Source organism: Nonomuraea sp. N2-4H, assembly GCF_045291505.1.
GTDB lineage: Bacteria > Actinomycetota > Actinomycetes > Streptosporangiales > Streptosporangiaceae > Nonomuraea > Nonomuraea fastidiosa.
Genome location: NZ_CP147987.1, coordinates 7,150,992 through 7,177,317 on the forward strand (window position 1 = coordinate 7,150,992; position 26,326 = coordinate 7,177,317).

A 26,326-nucleotide genomic window follows, 5' to 3' on the forward strand; every position below is an offset into this window, starting at 1 on the left:
CCGTAACCGCCGAACCTCTGCGGCAGAGCTACCCGTCGGACGCGCCACCGGACTGGTGGGGCCAGTTGCGGAGTACGGCGTCGAGCGCGTCGAGCGTCCGCTCCCATGACTCCTCGACCGAGCGCGGCGTGTGCCGGAACCCGCCCGACATCTCCAGGCTGACGTACCCGTGGAAGGTGCTGTGCAGCATCCGTACGGCGTCGGTCTGGGCCGGGTCGGGCAGGTCGTAGCCGCGCAGGATCGCCCGCGTCATCTCCGAGTGCCGCGCGGCCGCGCTGTCCACGGCCGTCTCGTAGTCGAGTTCGAGCTGCGCGGCGGCGTACCGGCCCGGATGCTTCTTGGCGTAGGCACGGTACGCGTTGGCGAACGCCACCAGCGCGTCCTTGCCCGACCGCCCGGCGAGGGCGGTGGCGGCCCGTTCTGCGAGCTCGGCCAGGGCCAGCTTGGCCACCCTGATCCGAAGATCCTGGATGTCCTTGACGTGTGAGTACAGGGCCGCCGGCTTCACGCCGAACGCGCGCGCGAGCGCCGAGATGGTGACGTTCTGAAAGCCGATCTCGTCGGCCAGCTCCGCCGCCGCCTGGGTGAGGCGTTCCGCGGTCACTCCCGCACGTGCCATGCGCTGCCTTTCATCCTCTTGCTACGCTATTTAATCAGTTGCTTACAACCTTTAAGAAGGACTAGCGTCCCCGCCCATGCGACCGCTCACCGAACACGACATCCGTACATCTTTCATCAACTGCTCCAAGGGTGAGGCCAAGCGGCTCGGCATCCCCAAGGATCTCGCCGACCTTCCGTGGGACGACCTCGACTTCCTCGGCTGGCGCGACCCGGGCGCGCCCGACCGCGCGTACCTCGTCGTCGATCGCGACGGCGCGCCCACCGGCGTCGCCCTGCGCGTGACGTCGGGGGCGTCGGCGTCGCGTACGTTCACCTCCCGGAGCATGTGCTCGTTCTGCCTCACCACGCACACGAGCGGCGGCGTCGCGCTGATGACCGCCCGCCGCACCGGCGAGGCCGGCCGCCAGGGCAACACCGTCGGCCAGTACGTCTGCACGGACCTCGCCTGCTCCCTCTACACCCGGGGCAGGAAGCAGGCGCCGGGCGACGGCGCGCTCATGGACGAGTCGCTGACCGTGGACGAGAAGATCGCCCGCGTGCGGGCCAACCTGGAGGCGTTCCTGGCGAAGGTGACCGCCTGATCAGCGGCACGCGCCCAGGAGTCCGGCGACGCTTTCGCCAGGCGCGGCCTCCTCGGTGTGCAGGACTGTCGTGGCGAGCGCCCTGGTGCCCGGTCGCGCACCCCCTTCATCCGGGGTGCCGGACACCTGCCCGACGCCGCCGACAGGCACCGGCCCAGATCTTGACGCCCTCACGACGGCGTGGCCCTCGTCCGACTGGCCTCGTCCGGCGGGCGCGCGACCTTCCGCCCGTGCTCGCGCTGATCGGGCTCGGGGTGCTGAACGCGTTCGCCGGGCTCGTGGCGGACAACGCCCTGCTCGCGGTCCTGTCCTTGGAGCAGGTGCCGAACACCTGGTGGCACGTCGTACACCTGCTGCTGACACTCGCGACGGCGGCGACTCTGCTGATCACCTGGCGCCGCCGTACGCAGCCGGCCTGAGGTACTGCCTTCGGCCACTTCCCGCGGTGGGACAGCGCGGGCGCACGCCTGTCGCCGTATCCGGCGCCCGCGCCGCGATGGCCGGTCGCCGAGAGCGTTCGGTCATATGACGACAGACGCAGACGTGAAAGGCCTAGCCTGCCTTCTGTGCCGAACAACGCCGAACCCACCGAACCGGACAGGGAGCAGGCCCTGGGCCGGGTCGCGCTCTGGCTGGATCCCGACGACCTCCGCTGGCTCGCCGGACACTGCTGCTGCCCCGCCGACGCCACGGAAGAAACCCGGGACCGCTGCCTCCGCCTGCGCTTCCGCGCCGGCGCCGCCCTGCACAAGGCCGGCCTGAAACGGTGACCCAGGCGCCGTCCCGACGCTCGAGCAGCTGCGTCCGGGAAGATCGCAGATGGAGTCGAGCAGGTCGGTGACGTGTACGGCCGTGAGATCGCGAGCCCGTTCGCGGTCGGAGTCAAGGTCTTCGACCAGCCGCGTGATCGCGTCGCTCATAAGGGCCTCCAGCCTGCTCGGTCACGGGGAACGGTCCTACGCCTCCGGGGCGTGGGCCGCGGCGATCAGCTCCATGAGGTCGGGGATGAGCTTGGGGCCCGCGGCGATGGTGGCCTGGGCGGTCATGGTGTGCGGGCTGCCGTCGAGGTCGATCACCGTCGCCCCTGCCTCCCGGGCGATGATGACGCCCGCCGCGGTGTCCCACGGGTTGTTGCTCAGCATGATCATGGCATCGACCCTGCCGTGCGCCACCCAGGTGAGGTCGATCGCGGCCGAGCCGAACATCCGTACCCGCTGGACACGAGCGGCGAGCTCTCGGGTCAGGGCGAGCCGCGGCCGGTTGCGCTCCTCGGCGTCCTCCCCCACGGCGTAGTCGCCGAACGCCACGATCGCATCCTGCAGCCCGCCGGCCTCGCTCACCCGGATCGCGGACCCGTTGGCGACCGCGCCGCCCCCTTCCGCCGCCGCGTACCGGAGGTCGAGGAACGGGAAGTCGATCACGCCGAGCGTGGGCACGTTCCGCTCGACCAGGCCCAGGGAGACGCCGCAGAGCGGGATGCCGTGCAGGAAGTTGGCCGTCCCGTCCACAGGGTCCAGCACCCACATCGGGCCGTCGCCCAGGCGCGTGCCGCCCTCCTCCTCACCGAGAAAGCCGATCTCGGGCGTCTCGCGGGTCAGGAACTCCCGTACGGCATGCTCGACGGCGTAGTCGACCTCCGTCGCCATGTCCCGGTCGCCCTTGGCCGTGACGGCGCCGGGCGCCTTCGTACGGACGATCTCACCGGCGATCGACACGGCGCGCTCAGCGATGGGGAGAAGGGTCTGGGCATCGATCGTCATACAGGCTCACTCCGCTTTGTGGTCAATGGTGGAGAACGTGCGGTGTTCTCCTTCGACGGCCACGGTAGGCGAAGCGGCATCGCGCGCCCGGTCCGGGGTGGCGGTTCCCAGGTCACGCTTCGACCTGGGCTGAAACGTCCCGGCTCGAAGATCGGGGACATGGCTCAGAGTCCCTCCAGGCTGCCGCTGACTCTGGCGCTGTGCAGCGGCTACTTCCTCGTCCTGCTCGACGTGACCGTCGTCAACGTCCCACTCCCCCAGATCGGCGTGGAGCTGCATGCGGGAAGCGGCGGGCTGGCGTGGACGGTGGACGCGTACGCGGTGCCCATGGCGGCGCTGCTGCTGGCCTCCGGGGCGATCGGTGACCTCGTCGGGCATCGCAGGGTCGTTCTGTTCGGTCTCGCCGGGTTCGGTGGGGCGTCCGTGCTGTGTGCTTCGGCGCCGGGCATCGGGGTGCTCGTGGCGGGCCGTGCGGTGCAGGGCGTTGCGGCGGCTCTCGTGCTGCCGGGCACGCTCGCGCTTCTCGTGGACAGCACCCCGGACGATGCCGCCCGCAACAGGCTCGTCGGGGCGTGGGCGGCGATCGGCGGGGCGGCGCTCCCGGCGGGTCCCGTCATCGGCGGGCTGCTGGTTCAGGTCGCCGGGTGGCGGGCGGTGTTCTGGCTGAGCGTTCCGGTCGTCGCGCTCGCGCTCGTCCCGGTCGTACGGCTGCCTCAAGCCCTGGCACGGCAGCGATCCGCGCGCGACGTGAACTGGGTAGGCGCGGCGCTGCTCGTGGCCGCGCTGGGCTGCTTCGTCACCGCGATCATCGAGGCTCCCGCCGTGCCGTGGGAGGCGGTGCTGTTCGGGGCGATCGCGGTCTGTGCGCTGCTCGGCTTCCTCGTGGTCGAACGCCGGGTGCCGCGGCCGCTGCTGCCGGTGCCGCGCGAGGCCCGGCGCCCGCTGGGGCTGGCGTGCCTGGTGGCCGGGCTCATGAACCTGTGCGCGCTCGGCGGATTGTTCGTGCTGACGCAGGTCTTCCAGACCGTGCACCGGCTGGATCCGCTGGCCGCGGGCATGCTGACGCTGCCCGCGATGCTGCCGCTTCCGCTTCTCGGAGCGCCGGCGGGGCGGCTCGCGACGCGCATCGGCGTGTGGCGTACGGCCGCCGTCGGCCTGCTCATCGCCGCCGCGGGAATGGCCGGGATCGCCGCCACCCTCACCACCGCCGGCCCCATCGTCGTGGCCCTCCTGCTCTGGGGCACCGGCATCGGCGTTCTCACCCCGGCGGTCGTCGCGGCGGCGCTGCGGGCCACCCCCGATGCGCCCGGCCTCGCCTCCGGCGCGAGCAACACCGCCCGGCAGACCGGCGGGGCGCTCGGCATCGCGGTGTTCGCCGCCGTCGCCGGGCCCGCGGCCGCGCCCGGCTTCATCGCGAACGCGACCGCGCTGTTCACCGGTGCGGCGGCGGCCTTCGTACTCACCGGCCTGCTCTGTCTCACCGGCGTACGAACCGTCACGCGAGATACGCCCTGGCCTGCAGGGTGAACAGCTCGTGGTAGAGACCGCCCGTGGCCAGCAGCTCTTCGTGGGTGCCGGCCTCGACGATGCCGCCGGAGGACATCACCACGATCAGATCCGCCATCCGTACGGTGGAGAAGCGATGCGAACGCGGCCGACTCCAGGTGGGTGATCCGCACCGGGCGGAGGAGAGCATCGGCGATACGCCCATGCGTCAGCGGTTCGAGGTCGTAGACGATCCGCCGCGTCGTCAGCTCCGTGACCAGCGGCATGGCCCGGTCGAGGGCGAAGACGGCGATGAGCGCCCCGCACAGGACGAGGAACCCGCCGGACGGCCCCTGCTCCACCATCGGAGCGACCGCGCCGACCAGCTCACCGATCAGCAGCGTGAGCGCCAGACCGGCCGCGACCTGCGCGGCCACCGCGAGCAGCAGGAACGGCGTGGACCCGCTGTGGCGGAGCGCGTAGCGCAACAGCTGCTGCGTCACGAGATCGCATTGGACCACGGACGGGTACCGTCCGCCCATCGAATAAAACCCAGCCGCTTGACGCGCGCGGGCGCCGTTGGGCGATCATGGCACGTGCCTCGCGTCCTCTCGACACCGCCCGTCATTCCTCCCGGCACTCTGTCCCGCTCCCCGCAGCCCGTGCTGGCCGCATCCGGGGGCCTGCTGCTGCGCCCCTGGGAACGGACGGACGCGGCGGCGTTCCTGGCCGCGTACCAGGACGAGGAGATCAGGCGCTGGCACACACGCCGTCCATCGACCCTCGACCAGGTCCTGGAGTGGTTCGACACCTACCGCCAGGAGTGGCTGCGAGAGCAGGGCGGCTCCTGGGCGATCACCGGCGACGGCTGTGAGGTGCTCGGCCGGATCGCGCTGCGCGACATCGACTTCGACGACGGCGTGGCGGAGGTCTCGTACTGGGTGCTTCCTTCAGCCCGGGACGCCGGCGTTGCCACCCGCGCTCTCACGGCGCTGACCGTGTGGGCTCTCGGCGAGATCGGCTTCCACCGGCTGGAGCTGGAGCACTCGACGCGCAACACGGCATCCTGCAGGGTCGCCACGAAGTGCGGCTACCTTCTGGAGGGAACGAAGCGGAGCGCCGCCGTCCACGACGACGGCCTGGCACGACATGCACCTGCATGCCCGCGTCAAGCTCGAATGATGAGCGGCCAGTATTTCCCCGTTCCGCAGGCCGCGTCGAGAACCTCACCCGTGCTGGTGCTCAAACGCTCTTCCACGCAGGCGCGGTGGGCAGGGTCGATGGCGGCGCCCCACTTGTCGTCGTAAACGGGCGAATGGAGCTCGTCGAATCGCCGCCGGCAGAAAGGCTCCGATGACACGCCCGCATGAACCGGCGAGAAAAACCCCGGCTCAGCGCATGAAAAGGCAGAACGGGTGTCCGGCGGGATCGAAGTAAACCCGCACATGTTCCTGGGGCTGGTGGCCCGCGAGCGTCGCCCCTGCCGCGACCGCATGCGCTCCGGCGGCATCCAGATCGTCCACCTCGATGTCCAGGTGCATCATCATCTGCTGATCCCCGGGCCCGGCGGGCCAGGCCGGCCTGACATGATGCGGTTCGGTCTGGAACGACAGCCCGGCCCCTCCACCGGGCGGGCGCAGCATCACCCAGTCGGGCTCGTCGTGCGTCACCGTCCAGCCGAGCAGCCGCTGGTAGAAGGCCGCCAGCGCGCGGGCGTCCGGCGCACCCAGCACCGTCGCCGACAATGCCATCCGCGGTGATTCGTCGTCCACGCTCTCTCCCTGCACCGGACCGTACGGGAAGCAAGGCGTACCCGGCCCGGCCCCCGCACACCCTTGAACCTACCGAAATACGAGTGTGGACACAGCCGCAGTCATCATCCTCCTGGGACGACGACGGCGACCGCATGACACACATCGTCGAAATCCAGGACAACGGCCACGGCGGCGCTTTCTGGGACACCCGCTGCTGGTGAACGCTGCGGCGAGGCGCCGGAAAGTGGCACGGAACAACCACCGGGCACGGCAGGACCACGACCCGGCACCGCTGGCGGCCTACGCACCGCTCCCGAGGGGAGAACCTCCCGGCTTTTCCGCAGGCCCTTGACGGGTGACCTGCGATGGCAACCTCAGCGTTCCAGCAGGCCGTATCCGACTCCGCCTCGATGCGCTGCCTGCCGTTACCTGCTCCCGCTCAGAGAGCTTCCACTCATTCGCGTTCCCCGCCGCCACCGCGAGTTCCCGTCAGCCATGCCGTACGGAAAGCCGACAAGTTGATCACCGAGGCGATCGACGAGCGCCTCGTCGCGCGCGAACAGGCACGGTACGGCTACGAGAACGACCCGCCTGGCGTGCTCGTCCCCGCCAGTGATCACCAGCCTCTGATAACAGGACGATCAGTCCGCCATCGTCCCACCCGAAGAGACGCGGGCCGATCGATCTCTGCCGCCGGCTGCCCGAGAAGCACATCACGCCGTATCTCGCATGACCGGCGGTTCCGATCGCTGATGCTGCCGGCGACCGTCGCCAATCTGCGGTTGGGTGAGGTGACCGCCCTTCGCCGTAGTGACCTCGACCTGGACGCCGGGACCGTGCGTGTTCGGGCGGCTTACGTCGAACGCTCCACCGGGGGGTTGTTTCTCGGGCCGCCCCAGTCCAGGACCGGCGGCGGACCGTGGGCCTCCCGCAAACGATCGTCCCCACGCTGCGCGAGCACCTTGCTACTCACGTGCAGGACGATCCGGGGGCACTCCTGTTCCTGGCGCCAAGGGCGGCCCGCTGCGGCGCAGCGGCTACAACACCCGTACGCGCTGGGTGGACGTGGTCAAGGAGATGGGCTTGCCCGGTCTCCATCTCATGATCTTCGCCACACAGGGAACATGATCGCGGCGGACTCGGGCGCGGGCCTCAAGGACCTCATGGCACGGATGGGGCACGACAACGTCCGGGCCGCGATGATCTATCAGCACGCCGTACGGGGAGCCGACAAGCTGATCACCGAGGCGATCGACAAGCGCCTAAAGGGCCACGAACGGGCACGGGACGGCGGCGAGAACGACCCGCCTGGCGTCCTCGTCCCCACCGGATGATCGCCAGCCCTAATGGCACGCTAATGGCACGCGGAGATCAACAAGCCCGGACAAGATGAAAGCCCAGGTGCCGGAGTCACCGGCCCACCTGGGCTTTCATTCTGAGAGCGGGTGACGGGAATCGAACCCGCGCTGTCAGCTTGGGAAGCTGATGTTCTGCCATTGAACTACACCCGCGTACGACCGAAGGTCGCGCCCCTACTCTAGCGGAAACTTGGGCCACAACAGCAATCCCCGAGCCCGGACTTCCATCCTGGACCGGTAAGTTGCTCACCGTGCTGCTATCTGACCGTGACATCCTGGCGGAGATCGAGGCCGGGCGGTTGTCGCTGGATCCGTTCGATCCGGAGATGCTACAGCCGTCGAGCATCGATGTCCGGCTTGACCGTTTCTTCCGGGTGTTCGAGAACCATCGCTATCCGCACATCGATCCTTCGGTCGAGCAGCCGGATCTGACGCGGATGGTGGAACCCAAGGGGGACGAGCCGTTCATCCTCCATCCCGGGGAGTTCGTGCTCGCCTCCACGTACGAGGTTGTCACGCTGCCGGACGACCTGGCGTCGCGGCTGGAGGGGAAGAGTTGGCTGGGCCGGCTGGGGTTGCTGACGCATTCGACGGCGGGGTTCATCGATCCGGGGTTCAGCGGGCATGTGACGCTGGAGCTGTCGAACGTGGCGACGTTGCCGATCAAGTTGTGGCCGGGCATGAAGATCGGGCAGTTGTGCGTGTTCCGGCTGAGCTCGCCGGCGGAGTATCCGTACGGATCGAGCAAGTACGGATCCCGCTACCAGGGCCAGCGGGGCCCGACCCCATCACGGTCATTCCAGAACTTTCACCGCACCAAGATCTGAACTTAGGTGAACAACAGATGAACATCTAAGGAACAGGTAGGTGAACGGGACGGGTCGAGCGGCCATCATGAAGGCGTTCTGAGCGGTTGCCACGCCGGTCCGAGCTGCACGAATGCCCCCACAACCAGCGGCTTCGCCGGTGTCGGCATACGAACAGCGGGTAGCCATTAGGCGAAGGGGACATGAAGTTCGCATTTCGCCTGGTAAGCCATACTCTTCCACGGACCATCCCCGCACATCTGGAGAACGACGTGCGCCTGCGTCTCACGCCACGTGAGGACAGCTACTACGACCTGTTCGCCGACTCGGCGAACAACCTGGTCACGGCATCCCGTCTGCTGGTGGAGATCATCAGCGATGGCTCGGACAGGGAGGCCCTGGCCGAGAAGATGCGCGCCTGCGAGCACGCCGGTGACGAACGCACCCACGCGATCATGAACCGGCTCAACGAGAGCTTCATCACTCCGTTCGACCGCGAGGACATCTACCGGCTGGCCTCGAACCTCGACGACGTGATGGACGCCATGGAAGCGGCCTCCGACCTCATCGTGCTGTACCAGCTCGACCACCTCCCCAAGGACGTCGTACGCCAGGTCGAGGTGCTGGAGCGGGCGGCCGAGCTGACGGCGGAGGCCATGCCGCGCCTGCGCTCGATGAAGAACCTCAACGAGTACTGGATCGAGGTCAACCGCCTGGAGAACCAGGGTGACCAGGTCTACCGGAGGTTGCTGGCCAAGCTGTTCAGCGGCGAGTACGACGCCCTGACCGTGATGAAGATGAAGGAGGTCGTCGACGCCTTGGAGGAGGCCGCCGACGCCTTCGAGCACGTGGCCAACACCGTCGAGTCGATCGCGGTCAAGGAAAGCTAGGCCCGGCAGTGGACCTTACGCTTGGCCTCGTCATCGGCGTGGTCGTCATCGCGTTGGCCTTCGACTACACCAACGGCTTCCACGACGCGGCTAACGCGATCGCGACCTCCGTCTCGACCCGGGCCCTGACCCCTAGGGCCGCGCTGTTCATGGCGGCGGCGATGAACTTCATCGGCGCCCACCTCGGCACTCAGGTGGCCCAGACCGTCGGCAAGGGCATCATCGACGCGCCCGACGGCTCACACGGCCTGGTCATCGTGACGGCCGCGCTGATAGGCGCGATCGTCTGGAACCTCATCACCTGGTATTTCGGCCTGCCGTCCTCCTCCAGTCACGCCCTCATCGGCGGTTTGGTGGGCTCGGCGCTGGCCTCCAGCAGCGTCGTGCACTGGGACGGCGTCGTCGAGAAGGTCGTCATCCCGATGGTGCTGTCGCCGGTGATCGGGTTCACCCTGGCCGCCGCGATCATGATCGCAATCTACTGGATCTTCCGCAACAGCCAGCCCGGGAAGACCAACCGGGGCTTCCGGTACGCGCAGACCGTCTCGGCCGCGGCGATGGCGCTGGGCCACGGCCTGCAGGACGCGCAGAAGACCATGGGCGTCATCTTCCTGGCGCTCACGGTCGGCGGGTTCGCCCAGCCGACGGATCCGATCCCGCAGTGGGTCATCCTCGCCGCCGCGGGGGCGATCTCGCTGGGCACGTACGCGGGCGGCTGGCGCATCATGCGGACGCTGGGACGGCGCATCATCGCGCTGGACCCGCCGCAGGGGTTCGCGGCGGAGTCGGCGGCGGCGACCGTCCTGTACGGGGCCGCCATCGGGTTCGGCGCGCCCATCTCCACCACCCACACCATCACTACGGCGATCATGGGCGTGGGCGCCACCAAGCGGCTCAGCGCCGTGCGGTGGGGCGTCGCGGGCAACATCGTGACCGCGTGGGTCCTCACCATCCCGGCCGCGGCCATCGTGGCGTCCCTGTCCTACCTCGTCCTCCACGCCGTCGTGGAAGGCTGATCCCCCGCAGCGCCCCCGTACGTCACTGCGGGGGCGCGTACATCACGTCCACGTCGTACCGGGTGAATCCCAGCCCCTGATACAGCCGGACAGCCGCCGTGTTGGCCTCGTCCACGTACAGCATCGCCTGGCCGATGCCGCGCGAGCGCAGGTGGTCGAGCCCGGCGAGGGTGAGCGCCTTGCCGAGACCGGTGCCCTGCTGTGAGGGGTCGACGCCGACGACGTAGACCTCCCCCAGCGCCTCGTCGGAGGCGCCGTGCACCTTCGTCCAGTGGAAGCCGACGACGCGGTCACCCCGTACGGCGAGGAAGAAGCCGGAAGGGTCGAACCAGGGCTCCTGCTCGCGCCGCAGCAGGTCGTCCATCGTCCACGCGCCCTGCTCGGGGTGGTGGGCGAAGGCGGCGGCGTTGACCTTGAGCCACGCCTCCTCGTCCTGCCCGGGGACGAACGTACGCAGGCTCACCCCTTCGGGCAGCCGGACGGCGGGCAGCGGCTCGGCCAGGGGGCGGCGCATCTGCCAGAGCGAGCGGACGCGTTCGAGCCCGAAGCGGGCGGCGAGCGCGGCCACCCCGGCATGGTCGCCGTGCGCCCACAGGCGGGGCCGGCTGCTGGCCGCGTCGATGACGGCGCGCAGCAGCCGGGCGCCGTGGCCCTCGCGGCGGTGTGCGGGGTGGACGACCAGCTCGGCGCTCGGGCCCTCGTCGCCGGGATCGACGTGGGCGTATCCGGCGAGCTCGTCGCCGGCGTAGAGCAGGAGGAGACTGGCCCCGGGTTCGCCGCCGTAGCGGAGCTGGAGCATGGCCTGCTCGTTGAGCGGGCGGACGCCGTCGGCCTCCGCCGCCGCCTCCACTACGCCGAGCACGTCGGTGATTTCCTGGTCAGAGAGCCGTTGCCGGTTTTCCACGCGCACGTTCACAGAACGAACTCTAGGCGTCCGACTGGCAAATAACGCCATCTGCCACCCCGGCAAATCGTTACCTTTGCGACATTGGTTGCATAGCCAACCGCCGTAACGTCTTGGGCCATGACGTCTGGTTCTCTCCTCCGGCTGGCACTCGCCGGAGCGCTCGCCTCGGGCGCGGTGCTCACCGCCGCGATCCCGGCGAACGCCGGCAAGGCGCCCAGGACGGTCCCCGTCCGCCTCCTGGCGCTGAACGACTTCCACGGCAACCTCGAACCCCCGTCCGGCTCCTCAGGGCGCATGGTGGACGAGCAGGGCAACACGGTCGAGGCCGGCGGCGCGGCCTACATCGCCACCCACATGAAGGCCCTGCGCGACAAGAACACGATCGCCGTCGCCCAGGGCGACCTCATCGGGGCGACGCCGCTGATCTCGGCGGCCTACCACGACGAGCCGTCGGTCGAGTTCATGGGCAAGCTCGGGCTCAAGGTGGCCGCGGTCGGCAACCACGAGTTCGACGAGGGCTACCAGGAGCTGCGCCGCATCATGAAGGGCGGCTGCCACCCGGTGGACGGCTGCTCGCCCGCGGGCAAGTGGAAGGGCGCCTCGTACGACTACGTCGGCGCGAACGTGCTGTTCAAGAACCGGAACGAGAAGACCGACGCGCTGGCCGCGCTCGGCGGCGGGAACAGCCCCAAGATCAAGAAGCTGCTGTCCGACTGGGGCGTGCCCGCGCTGCCGCCGGTCAGCATCAAGATCATGAACGGCGTGCCGATCGGCTTCATCGGCCTCGTCACGCAGACCACCCCGAACATCGTCACCACCGAGGGCATCAAGGACCTCAAGTTCGTGGACGAGGTCAAGGCCGCGAACGTCGCCTCCAAGCTGCTCAAACTGGTCGGCGTGAAGGCCCAGGTCGTGCTGGTGCACGAGGGCGACCAGGTGGAGGCGGACCAGTCGCCGGACGCGTGCAGCGCGGTCCCCGGCGCGGGCAACCGCATCGCCACCCAGGTGGACCCCGAGATCGACATCGTGCTGAGCGGCCACTCCCACCAGGCGTACGTGTGCAAGGTGAAGGACCCGGCGGGCAGGGACCGGCTCTTCTCGCAGGGCGGCTCGTTCGGGCGGGTCATCACGCAGGTGGACATGAAGGTGGACGTGCGGACGCGCGACATCGACCGCGCCTCCGTCGTGGCCGACAACCACGTGGTGACGCGTACGGTGACGCCGGACCCGGAGATCTCGGCGTTCGTGCAGACGTGGAAGGACCGCGTGGCCCCGGTCGCGAACCGCGCGGTCGGCACGATCAGCGCCGACATCCCGAACACCGCCGCGCCGTCCGGTGAGACGCCGCTCGGCAACCTCATCGCCGACGCCCAGCTCGCCGCCACCAAGGAGGGCGGCAACGCGCAGATCGCGCTGATGAATCCGGGCGGTGTGCGGGCGCCGCTGTCGTACGCGAGCTCGGAGGCCGGCGAGGGCGACGGTGTGGTGACGTACGGCGAGGCGTTCACCGTGCAGCCGTTCAACAACCTCATGCAGGTCGTCACGCTGAATGGCGCCCAGCTCAAGACGATCCTTGAGCAGCAGTTCACCGGCGGGCCCAACAACCAGGCGTTCACCAAGATCCTGCAGCCGTCGTCGAACTTCACCTACACCTACAGCCAGAGCGCCCCGTGGGGCTCGAAGGTGTCGGACATGAAGATCGACGGCCAGCCGGTGACGGACACGCAGACGATCCGGGTCGCCGCGAACAACTTCCTCGTGGGCGGCGGCGACGCGTTCCTCGGCTTCACCGAGGGCACGGACCTGTGGAGCGGGCCGCTGGACATCGACGCCTTCGTCGACTACCTCGGCCAGAACAACCCGATCGCGCCTCCGGCCACCGACCGCATCACGGTGGTGCCCTAGCGGCGCTCAGCACGGGCCCGTCCGCAAATCGGCGCGGGCCCGCCTCACCTCAGCGCGGGCCCGCCTCGCGGGGCGGGCCCGCGTGCAGGGGCAGGACGGCGACGAGCCGCGCCCCTGGACGGTGGTCGGCGGCGGTCAGCGAGCCGCCGTGCGCCACGGCGATCTCCCTGGACAGCGGCAGGCCGAGCCCGCTGCCGCCGCTGTCCTTGGCCCGCGCGCTCTCCAGCCGGGTGAACCGCTCGAAGACCCGCTCCCTGTCCTGCGGCGGGATGCCGTCGCCGTCGTCGGTCACGGTCACCACCACCTCGTTCCCGCGTACGGCCACGGTCAGGTCGATGCGGGTGGCGGCGTGCCTGGTGGCGTTGTCGAGCAGGTTGGTCAGCAGGCGGTCGAGCTGCACCGGCGAGCCGAACACCGGGGCGGGGCCGTCGAGCCGCAGGTGCACGGGCACCCTGGCGCCCTCGCGGCGGCGTACCTGCTCCTCGGCGAGCCCGCACATGTCCACCACGCGCCGCCGCGTGACCGCGCCCGCGTCGAGCTTGGCCAGCATGAGCAGCTCGTCGATGATGCAGGTCAGCCGGTCGGCGGCGGCCAGGGCACGGGCGGAGGTGACCGCCCAGTCGGTCTCGGCGGGGTAGCTGCAGGCCACCTCCAGGTGCGCGCGCAGCGCGGAGATGGGGCTGCGCAGCTCGTGGGAGGCGTCGGCGACGAAGCGGCGCTGGGTCTCGGCCGAGCGTTCGAGCCGGTCGAGCGTGCGGTTGGTGGTGATCGCCAGCCCGGCGATCTCATCAAGACCGTCCGGTACGGTCACCCGCCGGCTCAGGTCCTGACCGGTGATCTCGGCCAGCTCGGCGCGGATGCGTTCGATCGGGCGCAGCGCGGACCTGGCGGCGCTCCAGGTGACCCACCCGGCGGCGGGCAGCACGAGCGGCAGGGCCAGGGCCGCCCACAGCAGCGCCCGGCGCTCGTCGGCAGGTGAGCCGGGAACGGCGGCGAGCGTCAGCATGGCCCCTGCGGCGAAGACGGCGGCCGCGACCAGCGTCGCCACCGTGGTCAGCCGCGCCCTGATCGAGCGCGGCAGCAGCCGCACCGAGAACGCGCCCATCCGGATCGAGCGCGGAACCAGCGGAACCAGCCGAACCGCCATCCCATCCCACCCCTCCACGTTCACTGTCAGTGACTTTACCCTCCGTTGACGTTAGCCCTAACCTGGCGTCTCATCTGCGTGGATGAGGAGATCCGGGCAGCGCCGACGAATACCGTCAGTGAGCGCGGTGGGTGCCGATCAGGTCGAGCAGCGCGGCGAGCAGCGCGATGCCGACCGACGACGCCACGACGATCAGGCCGTGGCGGAACGCGATGGCCCAGCCGTCGCCGAGCGAGCCGAAGAAGGTGGAGCCCGCCGCCGCGATGCCGATGGCCGAGCCGAGCCGCTGCCCGGTCTGCAGCACTCCCGCGGCGCTGCCGCCGCCCGCCACCGGCACCTCCGAGAGCGTGATGGCCTGGTTGGGCGAGATGGTCAGGCCGCTGCCCAGGCCGGCGAGCAGCAGCGGCAGCGCGGTCGCGAGGCCGGTGTGCCGCCCGGGGACGAGCGTGACGGCGACCATCGTGGCGAGCAGCCCGGCGAGCACCATGCACAGCCCGACGGCCACCACCCGCCGTCCCTTGTGGGAGACGAGGTAACCGCCGAGCACGGCGGCCGATGCCGAGCCCAGCGCGAACGGCGTGATCGCAAGGCCGGCCAGCAGCGGGCTGTAACCGTGTCCCGCCTGGAGGTAGAGGGTGAAGATGAAGAAGATGCCGGTGAACCCGGCGAAGTAGAACAGCGCGATGGCCGTGCCCAGCCGGTACGACCGCTTGCGGAAGAGCGACAGGTCCACCAGCGGCTCGCGGGGGTAGCGGCGTTCCCAGGCCACGAACGCGGCGAGCAGGGCCAGCGCGGTAACGACGAGCAGCCACGTGGTGGGCCCCTCCCACCGGTGCCGCTGGATGGCGGGCACCAGCAGCCCCGCGACGCCGAGCCCGAGCAGCAGCACGCCGACCGGGTCCATGCTCTCGCGCCGGCGACGGACGACCTCGGGGCGCGGCAGCACCCGCCAGGCCAGCGGCAGTAGCGCGATCCCGATCGGCACGTTGACCAGGAACACCCACCGCCAGCCCAGCTCGGGCCCGAAGGCCGTCACCAGCGCGCCGCCGATGAGCGGTCCCGCGGCCGTGGAGACGCCGATGGTGGCCCCGAGCGCGCCGAAGGCCCGGCCCCGTCCCGCGCCCTGGAACATCTGCTGGATCAGCCCGGACACCTGCGGGTTCAGCAGACCGGCCGCGAGGCCCTGGACGAGCCTCGCCACGATGAGCACGGGCATCTGCCAGGCGAGCCCGCAGCACGCGCTGGAGATCGTGAACAGCGCGACGCCCCACAGGAAGACCGTGCGGCGGCTCTTCGCGTCGCCGAGCCGTCCCGCCGGGATGAGGAGCAGGCCGAAGGTGAGCGCGTAGCCGGAGACCGTCCACTGCAGCGCGTCGTCACCGGCGTGCAGGGCCTGGCGAATCGACGGCAGCGCCACGTTGACGATGCTCACGTCGAGCCCCGTCATGAACGCGGAGGTCAGGCATACGGCAAGGGCGCGCCGTCGCACGTCGGAGCCGAACGCGCCGATCACCCCCTCCGCCGGACCGAGCTGAATGATTCCCCGAAGAATGGGAGATATCGCTCAACAGGATTTATCTTTGCCCATACCACCTCCCGACGAGTACCGTCCGATCATGAGCACGATGGCGGTCGAGCAGAACGGCATCAACGCCGTTCCCGAGAACGAGCGGCGCGGCCGGCCGCGCGACCTGTTCTGGCCCTGGGCGGGCTCGAACCTGTCGCTGTTCGGAGTGGCGTTCGGCGTCTACATCGTGGGGCTGCAGCTCGGCGTGGTGCCCGCGATCATTACCGGCGCGGTGGGGTACGTGCTGTCGTTCCTGCTGGTCGGGCTGGTCGCGGTGGGCGGGGCGCGCTCCGGCGTGCCGACGATGACGCTCGGGCGGGCGCCGTTCGGCTACCACGGCAACAAGCTGCCCACCCTGTTCTCCTACATCTCGAACGTCGGCTGGGAGATCGTGCTGGTCACGCTCTCCGCGCAGAGCGGCGCGGAGATCATCGGCCGCCTCGCGCCCGGCGTCTCCACCACGACCACCACCGCCGCCTGCTTCGCCGTCGCCGCCCTCGTGGTGATCGCGGTCGGCGTGTACGGGCACGCGATGATCATGGTGGTGCAACGCCACCTCACGTACGTGTTCGTCGTGCTCACCGTCGTCTACATGGTGCTCATGGCCCCCAACCTCGGCGTCTCGCTGGAGACCACGGCGGGCCCAGGCGGCTGGGCCGGCGGCGTCATCTTCGCCATGACGCTGCTCGGCCTCGGCTGGGTCAACTGCGGCGCCGACTACTCCCGCTACCTGCCCGCCACCTCGTCCGCGCGCGCGGTGACCCTGTGGACGACGCTCGGCGGCGCGCTGCCGCCGATGGTGCTGCTGGTGTTCGGCGTGCTACTGGCCGGCGGAGACCCGAAGCTGGCCGAGGAGGCGGGGGCCAACCCGGTGGCGGCGCTCGCGGCGGCGCTGCCGACCTGGTTCCTGCTGCCGTACCTGCTGACCGCGATCGGCGGCTTCCTCGCCGGCGCGATCATGGACATCTACTCGTCCGGGCTGTCGATGCTGGCGCTCGGCGTGCCCATCAGGCGGCACTGGGCGGTGCTCATCGACGGGCTGCTCATGGTGCTCGGCGGCTACTACCTGCTGTTCGTCTCCACCAGCTTCCTGGCCACCTTCCAGGCGTTCCTCGCCATCGTGGGCGTCGTGATGGCCTCGTGGGCGGCGATCTTCCTGGTCGACATGTGGCGGCTGCGCGGCGGCGGCCGTTCGTACGACGAGCGGCTGCTGCGGGCCGGCGCGCCCGCGCTCAACTGGGCGGGGCTGCTGTCGCTGATCGTCGCGTCCTTCGTGGGGATCGGGCTGATCACCTCGGCAGACCCGTACATCGCGAACGTCGTCGGGTTCCTCATGAGCGACGAGCTGGAGGGCGGCACGTTCGGCTCGGCGAACATCGGGGTCGTGATCGCGCTGGTGCTGGCCGGGATCCTGTACTTCGCGCTCTCCTCGGTGCCTCGTCTGCGCACTCACGTACGGAACTGAGCCAGGAGTTACGCTGAGTGCGTGAATGTTGACATTCCGTACCGTCTGCTGAGCTGGGCGGTGCACGCGACGGGGCTCGGCGTGCTGGCGGTCGCCGTGGCCGGCACCTGGCAGGAGGACCGGCCGGCGGTCGCGTCCGGAGGGGTGCTGCTCGGCCTGCTGTACGCCGTCGCGCCCGCGGCCCCCGGCGCCGGCAGGGCGGCGTGGCTGGGGCTGGTGACCGCGGGGTGGGCGGTGCTCGCCTGGGCGGCGCCCGCGTTCGTGTGGCTGGCGTTTCCGCTGCTGTTCGCGTACCTGCACGCGCTGCCGCTGTGGGCGGCCATGTTCGGCGTGTCGGTGCTGACCTCCGCGGCGATCCTGGCCGCCGCCTGGCACGCCGGCGAGCTGACGCTGCCACTGCTGGTCGGGCCGTGGGTGGCGGCGGCCTTTGTGACGCTGCTCGCGCTCGCCTGCAAGGCGCTCCGCGCCGAGCTGAGCGAGCGCGAGGCCGGGCTCGGCGAGCGTTAGGCCGATGGCTGGGCCGAACGGGCGTTAGGCCGATGGCGGGACCGGCCGCAACGTCAGGCCGTCACGATGGCGAAGTCCGGCACCGGATGGTCGAGCACGGCGACCAGCCGGCGCAGCGCGTTGATGTCGCCCTCACGCTCGACGCCCTCCACGCCCTTGCCCGACAGCAGGCCGATGAGCTGGGCGCGGGTCAGCCGCAGGGTCAGGTCGGCCGCGTCGTCGTCGCGCGGGTCGGGCTGCTGGACGAGCACGCCGTTCGACAGCGTCGTACGGTGCCGCAGCCCCAGGTCGGTCAGGTGCCAGTCGATGGTCAGCCGCTCGTTCCACGCGCGCGGACCGTCCACCCTGATGGCGATCGAGTCGAAGATCTGCTCCAAGGTGAGCGCGGCGAAGAAGTCGGGCGACGGCCGGTCCGGCCCGGCGGGGACGATGCCGTCGGCCAGCTCCAGCGCGCCCATGAGGTAGCAGTTGCGCCAGGTGGCGTTCTCCGCGCCGTGGCCGAGCCGCGTGTAGACCTCGGCGAGCAGGTCGCGGGCCTCCTTGTTGCCCTCGTCGGCGAAGACCGCGTGGTTGAGGAGCTGGGCGGCGAAGCGCAGGTCGTTCTCGTCGATGTAGCGGCGGGCGAAGGCGACCACGGCCGCGCCGCCGCCCAGGCACTCGACGTACCGGATCGCGCTCTCCTTCGGCGGGTGCTCCCACAGGTGGGCCGGGTTACCGTCGAACCAGCCGAGATAGCGCTGGTAGACGGCTTTGACGTTGTGGCTGACGCTGCCGTAGAAGCCGTGCGTGTGCCAGGACTGCTCCAGCTCGGGCGGCAGCTGCATGACCTCGGCGATCTCGGCCGCCGTCAGGCCCTTGTTCATCAGGCGCAGGGTCTGGTCGTGCAGGTAGGCGTACATGTCGCGCTGCTGGGCGAGGAAGCGCTCGATGCGCTCGCGGCCCCAGGTCGGCCAGTGGTGCGAGGCGAAGGCCACGTCGGTGTCGTCGAGGAAGAGCGCGATGGCCTCGGTGAGGTAGCGGGCCCAGGCGCGCGCGTCGCGGACGATCGCGCCGCGCAGCGGCAGGATGTTGTGCTGGTTGTGGGTGGCGTTCTCGGCCAGGCACAGCGCGCGGTGGCCGGGGAAGTGCACGTTCATCTCGGCGGGGGCCTCGGCGCCCGGCGTGAGCTGGAAGACCATTCGTACGCCGTCCACGACCTCCTCCTGGCCGGTACGCGTGATCTCCAGCGTCGGCGGGATGAGCGACATCGTGCCGGTCGAGACCGTCATGCCGAGGCCGGAGCCGATCTGACCCTCCGGGGAGCGGGGCAGGGCGGGGCCGTACATGTAGACGGCGCGGCGGGCCATGGCGGGGCCCGCGTAGACGTTCTCGGTGACCGCGTGCTCCATGAACCCCGCCGGGGCGAGGATCGGCACGCCGCCGCTCGTGACCCCGCGCACGCCGCCGAAGTGGTCCACGTGGGCGTGGGTGTAGACGACGCCGGTGACCGGGCGATCGCCCCGGTGGGCGCGGTACAGCTTGAGCGCGGCGGCGGCGCACTCGGTGGACAGCAACGGGTCGATGACGACGACGCCGCGCTCGCCCTCGGCCAGCGTCATGTTCGACAGGTCGAGACCGCGTACCTGGTAGATGCCTTCTGTGACCTCGTACAGGCCCTGGCGGGAGCAGAGTTCGCCCTGCCGCCACAGGCCGGGATGGGCGGTGCTCGGGCAGTCTCCCTGGAGGAAACCGTAGGAGTCGTTGTCCCACACGACGTCGCCGTCCACGGATTTGATGACGCCGGGGGTGAGTGCGGCGATGAAGCCCCGGTCGGCATCCTCGAAGTCACCACGGTCGTGAAATGGAAGGTCTGCCATGGAAAGCCGAATGCCCAATGAATCAGACATATAGCTCAATAGATGGACTAAAGAGGATGAACCTCCGGCAAGCCGGGATGTGATTGGCTGGTTCGCGTGGAAGCCTGTGTTTTCGATCTCGACGGTGTGCTGGTGGACTCCGAGCCGGTGTGGGAGGAGGTGCGGCGGGCGTACGTCGCAGGCCACGGCGGCACCTGGCAGTCCGACACGCAGACCAGGCTCATGGGCATGAGCACCGGCGAGTGGGCGGCCTACCTGCACGAGCTGGGCGTCCAGCAGACCCCCGACGAGATCGCGCGCGGCGTGATCGACGAGATGGCCGCCCGCTACCGCGACGGCGTGCCGCTCATGCCGAAGGCCGTCGAGACCGTCCGCCGCCTGTCGGAGACGGTCACGCTGGGCCTGGCCAGCTCGTCGCCGCGGCGGCTGATCGACGTCGTGCTCGACACTGCCGGGCTGAAGGAGTGCTTCGCGGCCACCGTCTCCACGGAGGAGGTCGAGCGGGGCAAGCCCGCCCCCGACGGGTACCTGGAGGCGGCGCGGCGGCTGGGCGCCGACCCGCGTGGCTGCGTGGCGGTCGAGGACTCCAGCAACGGGCTGCGCTCGGCGTACGCGGCCGGCATGCACGTGATCGCCGTCCCGCACCCCCGCTACCCGCCCGCCCCAGACGCGCTCGCCCTCGCCTGGCGCGTCCTCCCCTCCCTCGACGCCCTCACTCCCGAACTGCTGCGCTGACCCGTGCGTGGCTCGGCACCCTCACCCCCACTCCTGCGCCGACCCACGCCTGCACCCGACACCCCACCCCCCCAACTGCTACGCCGACCCATGCCTGCGCCCAACGCCCCCACCCCCAACTGCTGCGGCGCTGACCCGTGCGCGCGCTCGACGCGGGGCGGATAGGGTGATCGGCATGGTCGTCCGGCTGATCGGGGCCAACCCCGGCCTCACCCTGTCCCTCGGCGGCGAGCGGGTCGCCTTCGCATCCGTGTGGCGGGTCGACTGGTCAGAGCGCGGCAAGGGGAACGCCCTGGTGCTGTGGCACCGCGGCACGACCAGGGTCGTCGCGGAGGACCTTGAGCTGGGTGCGTGGCTGGCGGGCGACTTCACCCGGCACTTCCCCGAGGTGCGCGGCCTGGCCTGGCCAGCGCCCGAGCTCACCGAGGCGCCCGTCGACATGGAGCTCGACCTGGACAAGGGGCTGCGGGCCACGGCCGCCGACGTGACGGTCGAGATCCCCGGGCCGCCCCGCGAGCGGCGGGCCGTACGGGTGCCGGAGTTCGACCTCGGCGGCCGTCCCCATCTGCTCACCAACGTCTTCATGCCGTGCGAGACCGGCACCGTGACCATCGGCGGCACGCCGGTCGCCGCCGACTCGGCCACCGCGTTCCTGGCCGACGCCGAGGTGTGGAGCGCCTGACCGGGGCCGACGGCTCGCCCCGCGCGGGGGCGGTGCCGGGGAATGTCACAGCCGGTGGCTACGATCTGTGAAACGTGCGAGACATCACGGTCTTCAGTGGTAGTGCTCACCCCGAGTTGGCCGAGGAGATATGCGCCCACCTGGGCACTCCGCTCCACCCGGTCCGGATCAACCGCTTCGCCAACGACGTCCTCGAAGTCCAGCTCCAGGCCAACTGCCGCGAGCGCGACGTGTTCCTCATCCAGCCGCTCGTCCCACCGGTGCAGGAGCACCTCGTGGAGCTGCTGCTCATGCTCGACGCCGCCCGTGGCGCCTCCGCCGCGCGGACGACCGTGGTGCTCCCTCACTATGCGTACGCACGCAGTGACAAGAAGGATGCGCCGCGCATCTCGATCGGCGCCCGCCTGGTCGCGGACCTGATGGTGGCCGCGGGCGCGAGCAGGGTGCTCGCGATGACCCTGCACTCGCCGCAGGTTCACGGTTTCTTCAGCGTGCCCGTCGACCACCTTCACGCGCTGCGCGAGCTGGCCGCGCACTTCCGCCGCTACGACCTGTCCGACACCGTCGTCGTCTCCCCCGACCTGGGCAACGCCAAGGAGGCCGCGCAGTTCGCGCGTCTGCTCGGCACCGCCGTCGCCATGGGCGCCAAGCAGCGCTTCCCCGACGACCGCGTGGTGATCAGCTCGGTGATCGGCGACGTGGCCGGCAAAGACGTGATCATTCTCGACGACGAGATCGCCAAGGGCAGCACGGTCATCGAGCTGCTCGACCGGCTGCGCGAGCAGAAGGTCAGATCCGTACGCGTGGCCTGCACCCACGGCCTGTTCGCCGACGGCGCGATCGAGCGGCTCAGCGCGCTGCCCGAGGTCGAGGAGATCGTCTGCACCAACACCGTGCCCCCGCCCGCCAAGGCCGGCGACAAGCTGACCGTCCTGTCGATCGCACCCGCACTGGCCGAAGCCATGCGCCGCATCCACGACGGCGAGTCGGTCAGCGCACTCTTCGGCACACCGTGACTCAGGACATCTAGGTCGCAAGTGCCGAGAATCCCGCGTGAGGGCGATCGGGATCTACTATCGCCTCACGTCGGCGGGAAGCAAGGCTGCAACCGTAGGGCTCGAGGGTGAGCTAAAGGACAAGGTCATCGTCTGCTCCTTGCCCGTGCCCAGGTCCTTGGCGGAGACGTTGACGATGCCGTTGGCGTCGATGTCGAAGGTGACCTCGATCTGCGGGATGCCGCGCGGCGCCGGCGCGATGCCGGTCAGCTCGAACGTGGCCAGCTTCTTGTTGTAGGCCGCGATCTCGCGCTCGCCCTGGTAGACCTGGATCTGCACCGACGGCTGGTTGTCCTCGGCCGTGGTGAAGACCTCGGAGCGCCTGGTCGGGATCGTCGTGTTGCGCTCGATGATCTTGGTGAAGATGCCGCCCTTGGTCTCGATGCCCAGCGACAGCGGGATCGCGTGGAGCGGCAGGACGTCCTTGACCTCACCCTTGAGCACACCGGCCTCCAGGGCCGCGCCGATGGAGACAAACTCGTCAGGACTGACGCGCTTTCTGGGCTCCTTGCCGCCGGTCAACTCCTTCACCAGGTCGGTGACGGCGGGCATACGGGTCGAGCCGCCGACGAGCACCACGTGGGCGATGTCGGAGACCTTGATGCCGGCGTCCATGATGACCTGGTGGAACGGGCCCTTGCAGCGCTCGAGCAGGTCGGCCGTGAGCCGCTGGAACTCGGCGCGGGTCAGCTTCTCGTCGAGGTGCAGCGGGCCCTCGGACGAGGCGGTGATGTAGGGCAGGTTGATCGTGGTCTCGGACTGCGCGGACAGCTCGATCTTCGCCTTCTCGGCGGCCTCACGCAGACGCTGAAGCGCCATCTTGTCCTTGGACAGGTCGACGCCGTGCGCGTTCTGGAACCGCTTGATCAGCTCGTCGACGATGCGCTGGTCCCAGTCGTCACCACCGAGGTGGTTGTCACCAGAGGTGGCCTTGACCTCGACGATGCCGAAACCGACGTCGAGCAGCGACACGTCGAAGGTGCCGCCGCCCAGGTCGAAAACGAGGACGGTCTCGTCCTCCCCCACATCCCGGACGAGCGCCATTGCGGCGGCGTCGGGTGCGGCGACGATGCGCAGCACGTCGAAGCCCGCGATCTTGGCGGCCTCCCTGACGGCCTGCTGCTGCCAGTAGTCGAAGCAGGCGGGCACGACGATCACGGCATCGGTGACCGTCTCGCCGAGGTGCGCCTCGGCATCTCGCTTCAGCTTGTGCAGCACGAAGGCGGTGATCTGCTGCGGTGTGTACGTCTTACCGTCGATGTCGGCGGTCCAGCCGGTGCCCATCTCGCGTACGACGGAGCGAATGGTTCGGTCGACGTTGGTGACGGCCTGCCGCTTGGCGACCTCACCGACGAGGACTTCGCCGTTCTTCGCGAAGGCGACCACGGACGGCGTGGCCCGCCAACCGTGCCCGTCGCCGACGACGACGGGCCGACCGCCCTTGAGAAGCGAGACGACGGACCTGGACGTCCCGAGGTCGATCCCTATCGCCAGGTTGCCGGCAGGCCGCCGGGACCTCGCCGCGCGCAAATTATGGGCGACGGCTGCGGCAGAGGCGGGCCGCTGGTCGGGGACTTTGGCGAGCAGCGCGCCGATGAGGCGATCGACGTCAGGGCTGATGCCGGGCCGCAACGCACTGGGCGGGTCGGGGGTTCTGGCCGCATGCAGGTAGGCAAGGATCCGCAGGTCGTTGATGGAGAAAACGGGCCGACCGGTGAGCAGGTGGTAGAGGGTTGCGCCGAGGGCGTACAGGTCCGCGCGATGGTCTACCCGCCGGCCTTGGATCTGCTCCGGCGGCATGTACAGCAGAGTGCCGATCACCATCCCTGTCACGGACAGACCCGCGGTCGCGCCCTGCACACGAGCGACGCCGAAGTCGCAGATCTTGATGGTGCCATCGTCCAGCAGCATGAGATTGGCCGGCTTGATGTCACGATGCACGACCCCGGACGCGTGCGCAGCGGCCAGCGCGTCTGCAACCTGGGCGCCGTAGTCCAGAACCTGATCGACCGGCAGTCCACCGGGGTGGTCGGCGAGAACGGATTTCAGATCACGACCCCGGATGAACTCCAGTACCAGGAATGAGAAGGCCATCTCGGCACCGTCGCGGATCTCCCGGTGCTCGCCCCAGTCGTAAACGGTGGTGATGTTGGGGTGGTTCAGGCGAGCGGCCGCCTTCCCCTCCCGCCGGAACCGTGCCAGAGCCTTATCGTGCCCCTCGTCGCCCAGCCGGTTGGCCTGCAGAAGTTTGACCGCTACGGGACGATCCAGCGTCTGGTCGACGGCGCGCCACACCTCGCCCATCCCGCCCCGGCCGAGCAACCGCTCCAGCCGGTAGCGGCCGGCCAGTTCGGTGCCGACTCGCACGTGCGACCTCCACGAGCAGGGAGCAGACCACTATGCCGATCACAGTAATGGCTACCACGCCGGTCCGGCAGGAAAGCGCTGCGAACAGCATGGTCATCGTGCGGCTCAGCGCGCTCTCCGGCACCGCTGACCAGGAACCCTGGGCTAAGTACATCCTGATGACCTGCCCCGCCACCCTGCGCCCCTGGTGCGAGGCGATGACAGGTCAGCGGTCGGCTCCGGCCTTCGACAGGTCTCCGACGGAGTCGGCGTAGTAGGCCGAGCCGGCCACGTGGAACGCGATCTGCCGGAACGTCCAGCCCTCACCGGGCGAGCGGTCGAGCTGGTCCGGAGTGAGCGCGGTCAGCCGGTCGGCCCAGATCCGGCCGAGCCGGGTGAGCCGGCACCTGGCCTCGTTCAGGTCTTCGTCGGTGAAAGGCGCCAGATCAGCAGGAGTCGTGCTGGCCGACGCATGCCAGTGATCAAGGATCGTGGGGTTGCCGGCCAGCCGTGCCTCCACCTCAGCGAGGTGATCGATGAGGTGGTCGGTGACCCGGCGGATCGCCTTGTGCGGGGTGTAGACCCGCTCATCGACGCGCACCGGGCGACCGTCCCACAGTGTCCAGGTCGCCGCCAGGTCGAGTACGTGGTCGATCATCGACGTGACGACCAGCGCCGGTTCGCGATCATCGGTCATCGGAATCTCATCGGACATCCACAGCCTCCGGCTCAGTGCGTTGCACCGGGCAGGGCGCACGCACCGACCCCGGCCCGGTGGAGGCCGGGAACGGCCCCGGACCGGAATCTAGGCTTCAGACATCTCGATGGCCGTCGAAGCATGAATGCCCGCCCATGCGTCGCAGCGCGAGCTCGGCGGCCCGGTAGAGCTTCTCTCGGCCGCGCGCCCGCCCCATGCGTCGCAGCGCGGGCCGCGGCGATGCACGGGGGCGACGTCGCGAAGGGCGCCATGCGCAAGCACCGCACGCCACCGCACGCCGCAGGAAGCCGCCGCACGCCGCAGAAGTCCACCTCTACGAGCGGTGAGCGGACCGGCGCGCCGTTCAGTACATCTTGATGACCTGCCCCGTCACTCTGCGCCCCTGGTGCGAGGCCAGGAACGTGATCACCTCGGCCACGTCGTCCGGCTGCGCCACCTCGGGCAGCACGCCGTTGGCGGCCTGGGCGATCGCGACCTTCTCATTGATCCAGCCGGTGTCGGTGACGGGCGGGTGGACCATGTTGGCCGTGATGCCGTGGCGGCCCAGCTCGCGCGCGGCCGACATGGTGTAGTTCTCCTGGGCGGCCTTCGCCGCGCCGTAGCTGACCTCGGTGGGGAAGCCGTCGGGGCCGCCCGAGGTGAGGCCGATGATGCGGCCCCAGGTCGCGCCGCGCTCCAGGTGGCGGCGGGAGAACTCCGAGATCAGCAGCGCGGGCGCGCGTACGTCGATGGCGAACAGCCGCTCGTAGGTCTCGGCGTCCACGCGGCGCAGCGAGCGGCCGAAGGAGTCGCGCTCGGCGGCGGCGAAGGTGTCGCTGAGCCAGCCGCTGGCGTTGTTGACCAAGATCTCCACCGGGCCGAACGCCTTCTCGGCCGCGTCGAACAGCCTCTTGGGCGTCTCGGGGTCGGCGAGGTCGGCCTCCAGCGCCTCGGCCGTGCCGCCCGCCTCACGGATGCGGGCCACCACGCCGGAGGCGTCGCCGGCGCGTGCCTGGTCGTAGGCCGCGGGGTAGACCGGATCGTTGAGCGGCGGCAGCCGTTTGTACGTCAGGAAGACCGCGACGCCCTCCGCCGCCAGCGCGCGGGCGATCGCCGCCCCGATGCCGTGATTGGCGCCGGTGATCAGCGCGACCTTTCCAGACAGCCGGGTATCGATCATAGTTGC

Annotated in this window: 25 protein-coding genes, 1 tRNA gene and 2 pseudogenes; 15 read left to right on the top strand and 13 right to left on the bottom strand. The window is 69.9% G+C overall.

The window, feature by feature from the left end:
- Positions 1-28 precede the first annotated feature (28 nt).
- Positions 29-619: a WHG domain-containing protein gene (locus WBK31_RS32835; protein ID WP_364062854.1), complete on the bottom strand. Its 591-nt coding sequence runs from the start codon at positions 617-619 to the stop codon at positions 29-31.
- 76 nt (positions 620-695) lie between these two features.
- On the opposite strand from WBK31_RS32835, the gene WBK31_RS32840 reads away from it, so the two are divergent.
- The 3 genes from WBK31_RS32840 to WBK31_RS32850 all read left to right on the top strand — a co-directional run bounded on the left by WBK31_RS32840 (position 696) and on the right by WBK31_RS32850 (position 1,972).
- Positions 696-1,202 (top strand): FBP domain-containing protein, encoded by a 507-nt coding sequence (locus WBK31_RS32840; protein WP_364062851.1) that lies wholly within the window; start codon positions 696-698, stop codon positions 1,200-1,202.
- Positions 1,203-1,432: 230 nt separating this feature from the next.
- Positions 1,433-1,621, top strand: coding sequence for a hypothetical protein (locus tag WBK31_RS32845; protein ID WP_406673656.1), 189 nt, complete (start codon positions 1,433-1,435; stop codon positions 1,619-1,621).
- A 147-nt stretch (positions 1,622-1,768) separates the two neighbouring features.
- Positions 1,769-1,972: a hypothetical protein gene (locus WBK31_RS32850; protein ID WP_406673657.1), complete on the top strand. Its 204-nt coding sequence runs from the start codon at positions 1,769-1,771 to the stop codon at positions 1,970-1,972.
- Positions 1,973-2,158: 186 nt separating this feature from the next.
- On the opposite strand, the gene WBK31_RS32855 is transcribed toward WBK31_RS32850, so the two are convergent.
- Entirely contained in the window at positions 2,159-2,962 is an 804-nt protein-coding gene (locus WBK31_RS32855; RefSeq protein ID WP_364062848.1) for an inositol monophosphatase, read from the bottom strand.
- Positions 2,963-3,121: 159 nt separating this feature from the next.
- On the opposite strand from WBK31_RS32855, the gene WBK31_RS32860 reads away from it, so the two are divergent.
- A complete protein-coding gene (locus tag WBK31_RS32860; protein WP_364062845.1) occupies positions 3,122-4,489 on the top strand; it encodes an MFS transporter in 1,368 nt (455 codons plus the stop codon).
- Here the strand turns inward: WBK31_RS32860 and WBK31_RS32865 are convergent.
- Entirely contained in the window at positions 4,458-4,586 is a 129-nt protein-coding gene (locus WBK31_RS32865; protein WP_364062842.1) for a hypothetical protein, read from the bottom strand. The two genes, WBK31_RS32860 and WBK31_RS32865, sit on opposite strands and share 32 nt — an antisense overlap.
- A 7-nt stretch (positions 4,587-4,593) precedes the next feature.
- Between WBK31_RS32865 and WBK31_RS32870 the strand changes: the two genes are divergently transcribed.
- Entirely contained in the window at positions 4,594-5,754 is a 1,161-nt protein-coding gene (locus tag WBK31_RS32870; protein WP_406673658.1) for a GNAT family N-acetyltransferase, read from the top strand.
- Between the two features lie 84 nt (positions 5,755-5,838).
- Here WBK31_RS32870 and WBK31_RS32875 read toward each other — a convergent pair whose 3' ends face one another.
- Positions 5,839-6,219 (bottom strand): VOC family protein, encoded by a 381-nt coding sequence (locus WBK31_RS32875; protein ID WP_364062833.1) that lies wholly within the window; start codon positions 6,217-6,219, stop codon positions 5,839-5,841.
- A gap of 1,106 nt (positions 6,220-7,325) precedes the next feature.
- On the opposite strand from WBK31_RS32875, the gene WBK31_RS32880 reads away from it, so the two are divergent.
- Entirely contained in the window at positions 7,326-7,535 is a 210-nt protein-coding gene (locus tag WBK31_RS32880; RefSeq protein ID WP_364062830.1) for a hypothetical protein, read from the top strand.
- Between the two features lie 106 nt (positions 7,536-7,641).
- On the opposite strand, the gene WBK31_RS32885 is transcribed toward WBK31_RS32880, so the two are convergent.
- Positions 7,642-7,712 (bottom strand) — tRNA-Gly (locus tag WBK31_RS32885).
- A 98-nt stretch (positions 7,713-7,810) separates the two neighbouring features.
- Between WBK31_RS32885 and dcd the strand changes: the two genes are divergently transcribed.
- The 3 genes from dcd to WBK31_RS32900 all read left to right on the top strand — a co-directional run bounded on the left by dcd (position 7,811) and on the right by WBK31_RS32900 (position 10,271).
- Entirely contained in the window at positions 7,811-8,386 is a 576-nt protein-coding gene (gene dcd / locus WBK31_RS32890) for a dCTP deaminase (RefSeq protein WP_406673659.1), read from the top strand.
- 251 nt (positions 8,387-8,637) lie between these two features.
- Entirely contained in the window at positions 8,638-9,255 is a 618-nt protein-coding gene (locus WBK31_RS32895) for a DUF47 domain-containing protein (protein ID WP_043625094.1), read from the top strand.
- Positions 9,256-9,263: 8 nt separating this feature from the next.
- On the top strand, positions 9,264-10,271 hold the full coding sequence (locus WBK31_RS32900; protein WP_364062824.1) for an inorganic phosphate transporter: 1,008 nt from the start codon (positions 9,264-9,266) through the stop codon (positions 10,269-10,271).
- A 22-nt stretch (positions 10,272-10,293) separates the two neighbouring features.
- On the opposite strand, the gene mshD is transcribed toward WBK31_RS32900, so the two are convergent.
- Positions 10,294-11,187: a mycothiol synthase gene (gene mshD, locus WBK31_RS32905; protein WP_378786041.1), complete on the bottom strand. Its 894-nt coding sequence runs from the start codon at positions 11,185-11,187 to the stop codon at positions 10,294-10,296.
- Positions 11,188-11,295: 108 nt separating this feature from the next.
- On the opposite strand from mshD, the gene WBK31_RS32910 reads away from it, so the two are divergent.
- Positions 11,296-13,083 (top strand): bifunctional metallophosphatase/5'-nucleotidase, encoded by a 1,788-nt coding sequence (locus WBK31_RS32910; RefSeq protein WP_406673660.1) that lies wholly within the window; start codon positions 11,296-11,298, stop codon positions 13,081-13,083.
- 49 nt (positions 13,084-13,132) lie between these two features.
- Here the strand turns inward: WBK31_RS32910 and WBK31_RS32915 are convergent, their stop codons facing one another.
- Together WBK31_RS32915 and WBK31_RS32920 are read right to left on the bottom strand one after the other, a co-directional pair.
- Positions 13,133-14,230 (bottom strand): sensor histidine kinase, encoded by a 1,098-nt coding sequence (locus WBK31_RS32915; RefSeq protein ID WP_406673661.1) that lies wholly within the window; start codon positions 14,228-14,230, stop codon positions 13,133-13,135.
- A gap of 115 nt (positions 14,231-14,345) precedes the next feature.
- Entirely contained in the window at positions 14,346-15,677 is a 1,332-nt protein-coding gene (locus tag WBK31_RS32920; RefSeq protein WP_364062812.1) for an MFS transporter, read from the bottom strand.
- Positions 15,678-15,846: 169 nt separating this feature from the next.
- On the opposite strand from WBK31_RS32920, the gene WBK31_RS32925 reads away from it, so the two are divergent.
- Both WBK31_RS32925 and WBK31_RS32930 read left to right on the top strand, forming a co-directional pair.
- On the top strand, positions 15,847-17,262 hold the full coding sequence (locus tag WBK31_RS32925; protein WP_406673662.1) for a purine-cytosine permease family protein: 1,416 nt from the start codon (positions 15,847-15,849) through the stop codon (positions 17,260-17,262).
- 21 nt (positions 17,263-17,283) lie between these two features.
- Entirely contained in the window at positions 17,284-17,769 is a 486-nt protein-coding gene (locus WBK31_RS32930; RefSeq protein WP_406673663.1) for a hypothetical protein, read from the top strand.
- Positions 17,770-17,822: 53 nt separating this feature from the next.
- Here the strand turns inward: WBK31_RS32930 and WBK31_RS32935 are convergent, their stop codons facing one another.
- A complete protein-coding gene (locus tag WBK31_RS32935) occupies positions 17,823-19,625 on the bottom strand; it encodes an alkyl/aryl-sulfatase (protein ID WP_406673664.1) in 1,803 nt (600 codons plus the stop codon).
- A gap of 96 nt (positions 19,626-19,721) precedes the next feature.
- Here WBK31_RS32935 and WBK31_RS32940 point away from each other — a divergent pair, with 96 nt between their 5' ends.
- The 3 genes from WBK31_RS32940 to WBK31_RS32950 all read left to right on the top strand — a co-directional run bounded on the left by WBK31_RS32940 (position 19,722) and on the right by WBK31_RS32950 (position 22,058).
- Complete coding sequence (locus WBK31_RS32940; RefSeq protein WP_364062800.1) at positions 19,722-20,360, top strand: HAD family phosphatase; 639 nt, start codon at positions 19,722-19,724, stop codon at positions 20,358-20,360.
- A 175-nt stretch (positions 20,361-20,535) separates the two neighbouring features.
- Positions 20,536-21,042 (top strand): hypothetical protein, encoded by a 507-nt coding sequence (locus tag WBK31_RS32945; protein WP_364062797.1) that lies wholly within the window; start codon positions 20,536-20,538, stop codon positions 21,040-21,042.
- A 74-nt stretch (positions 21,043-21,116) separates the two neighbouring features.
- The gene (locus tag WBK31_RS32950; RefSeq protein WP_406673665.1) at positions 21,117-22,058 is read left to right on the top strand and encodes a ribose-phosphate diphosphokinase; all 942 of its coding nucleotides are present in this window, start codon (positions 21,117-21,119) and stop codon (positions 22,056-22,058) included.
- Between the two features lie 108 nt (positions 22,059-22,166).
- Here the strand turns inward: WBK31_RS32950 and dnaK are convergent.
- From dnaK to WBK31_RS32970, 4 genes and pseudogenes are all read right to left on the bottom strand, one after another.
- Positions 22,167-23,591 (bottom strand): annotated as a pseudogene (gene dnaK / locus WBK31_RS32955) (molecular chaperone DnaK); the annotation flags it as partial.
- A 48-nt stretch (positions 23,592-23,639) separates the two neighbouring features.
- Positions 23,640-24,464: pseudogene (locus WBK31_RS32960) on the bottom strand (serine/threonine-protein kinase); the annotation flags it as partial.
- Positions 24,465-24,669: 205 nt separating this feature from the next.
- Positions 24,670-25,140: a hypothetical protein gene (locus WBK31_RS32965; protein ID WP_364062791.1), complete on the bottom strand. Its 471-nt coding sequence runs from the start codon at positions 25,138-25,140 to the stop codon at positions 24,670-24,672.
- A 364-nt stretch (positions 25,141-25,504) separates the two neighbouring features.
- Entirely contained in the window at positions 25,505-26,320 is an 816-nt protein-coding gene (locus tag WBK31_RS32970; RefSeq protein WP_364062788.1) for an SDR family oxidoreductase, read from the bottom strand.
- Positions 26,321-26,326 lie beyond the last annotated feature (6 nt).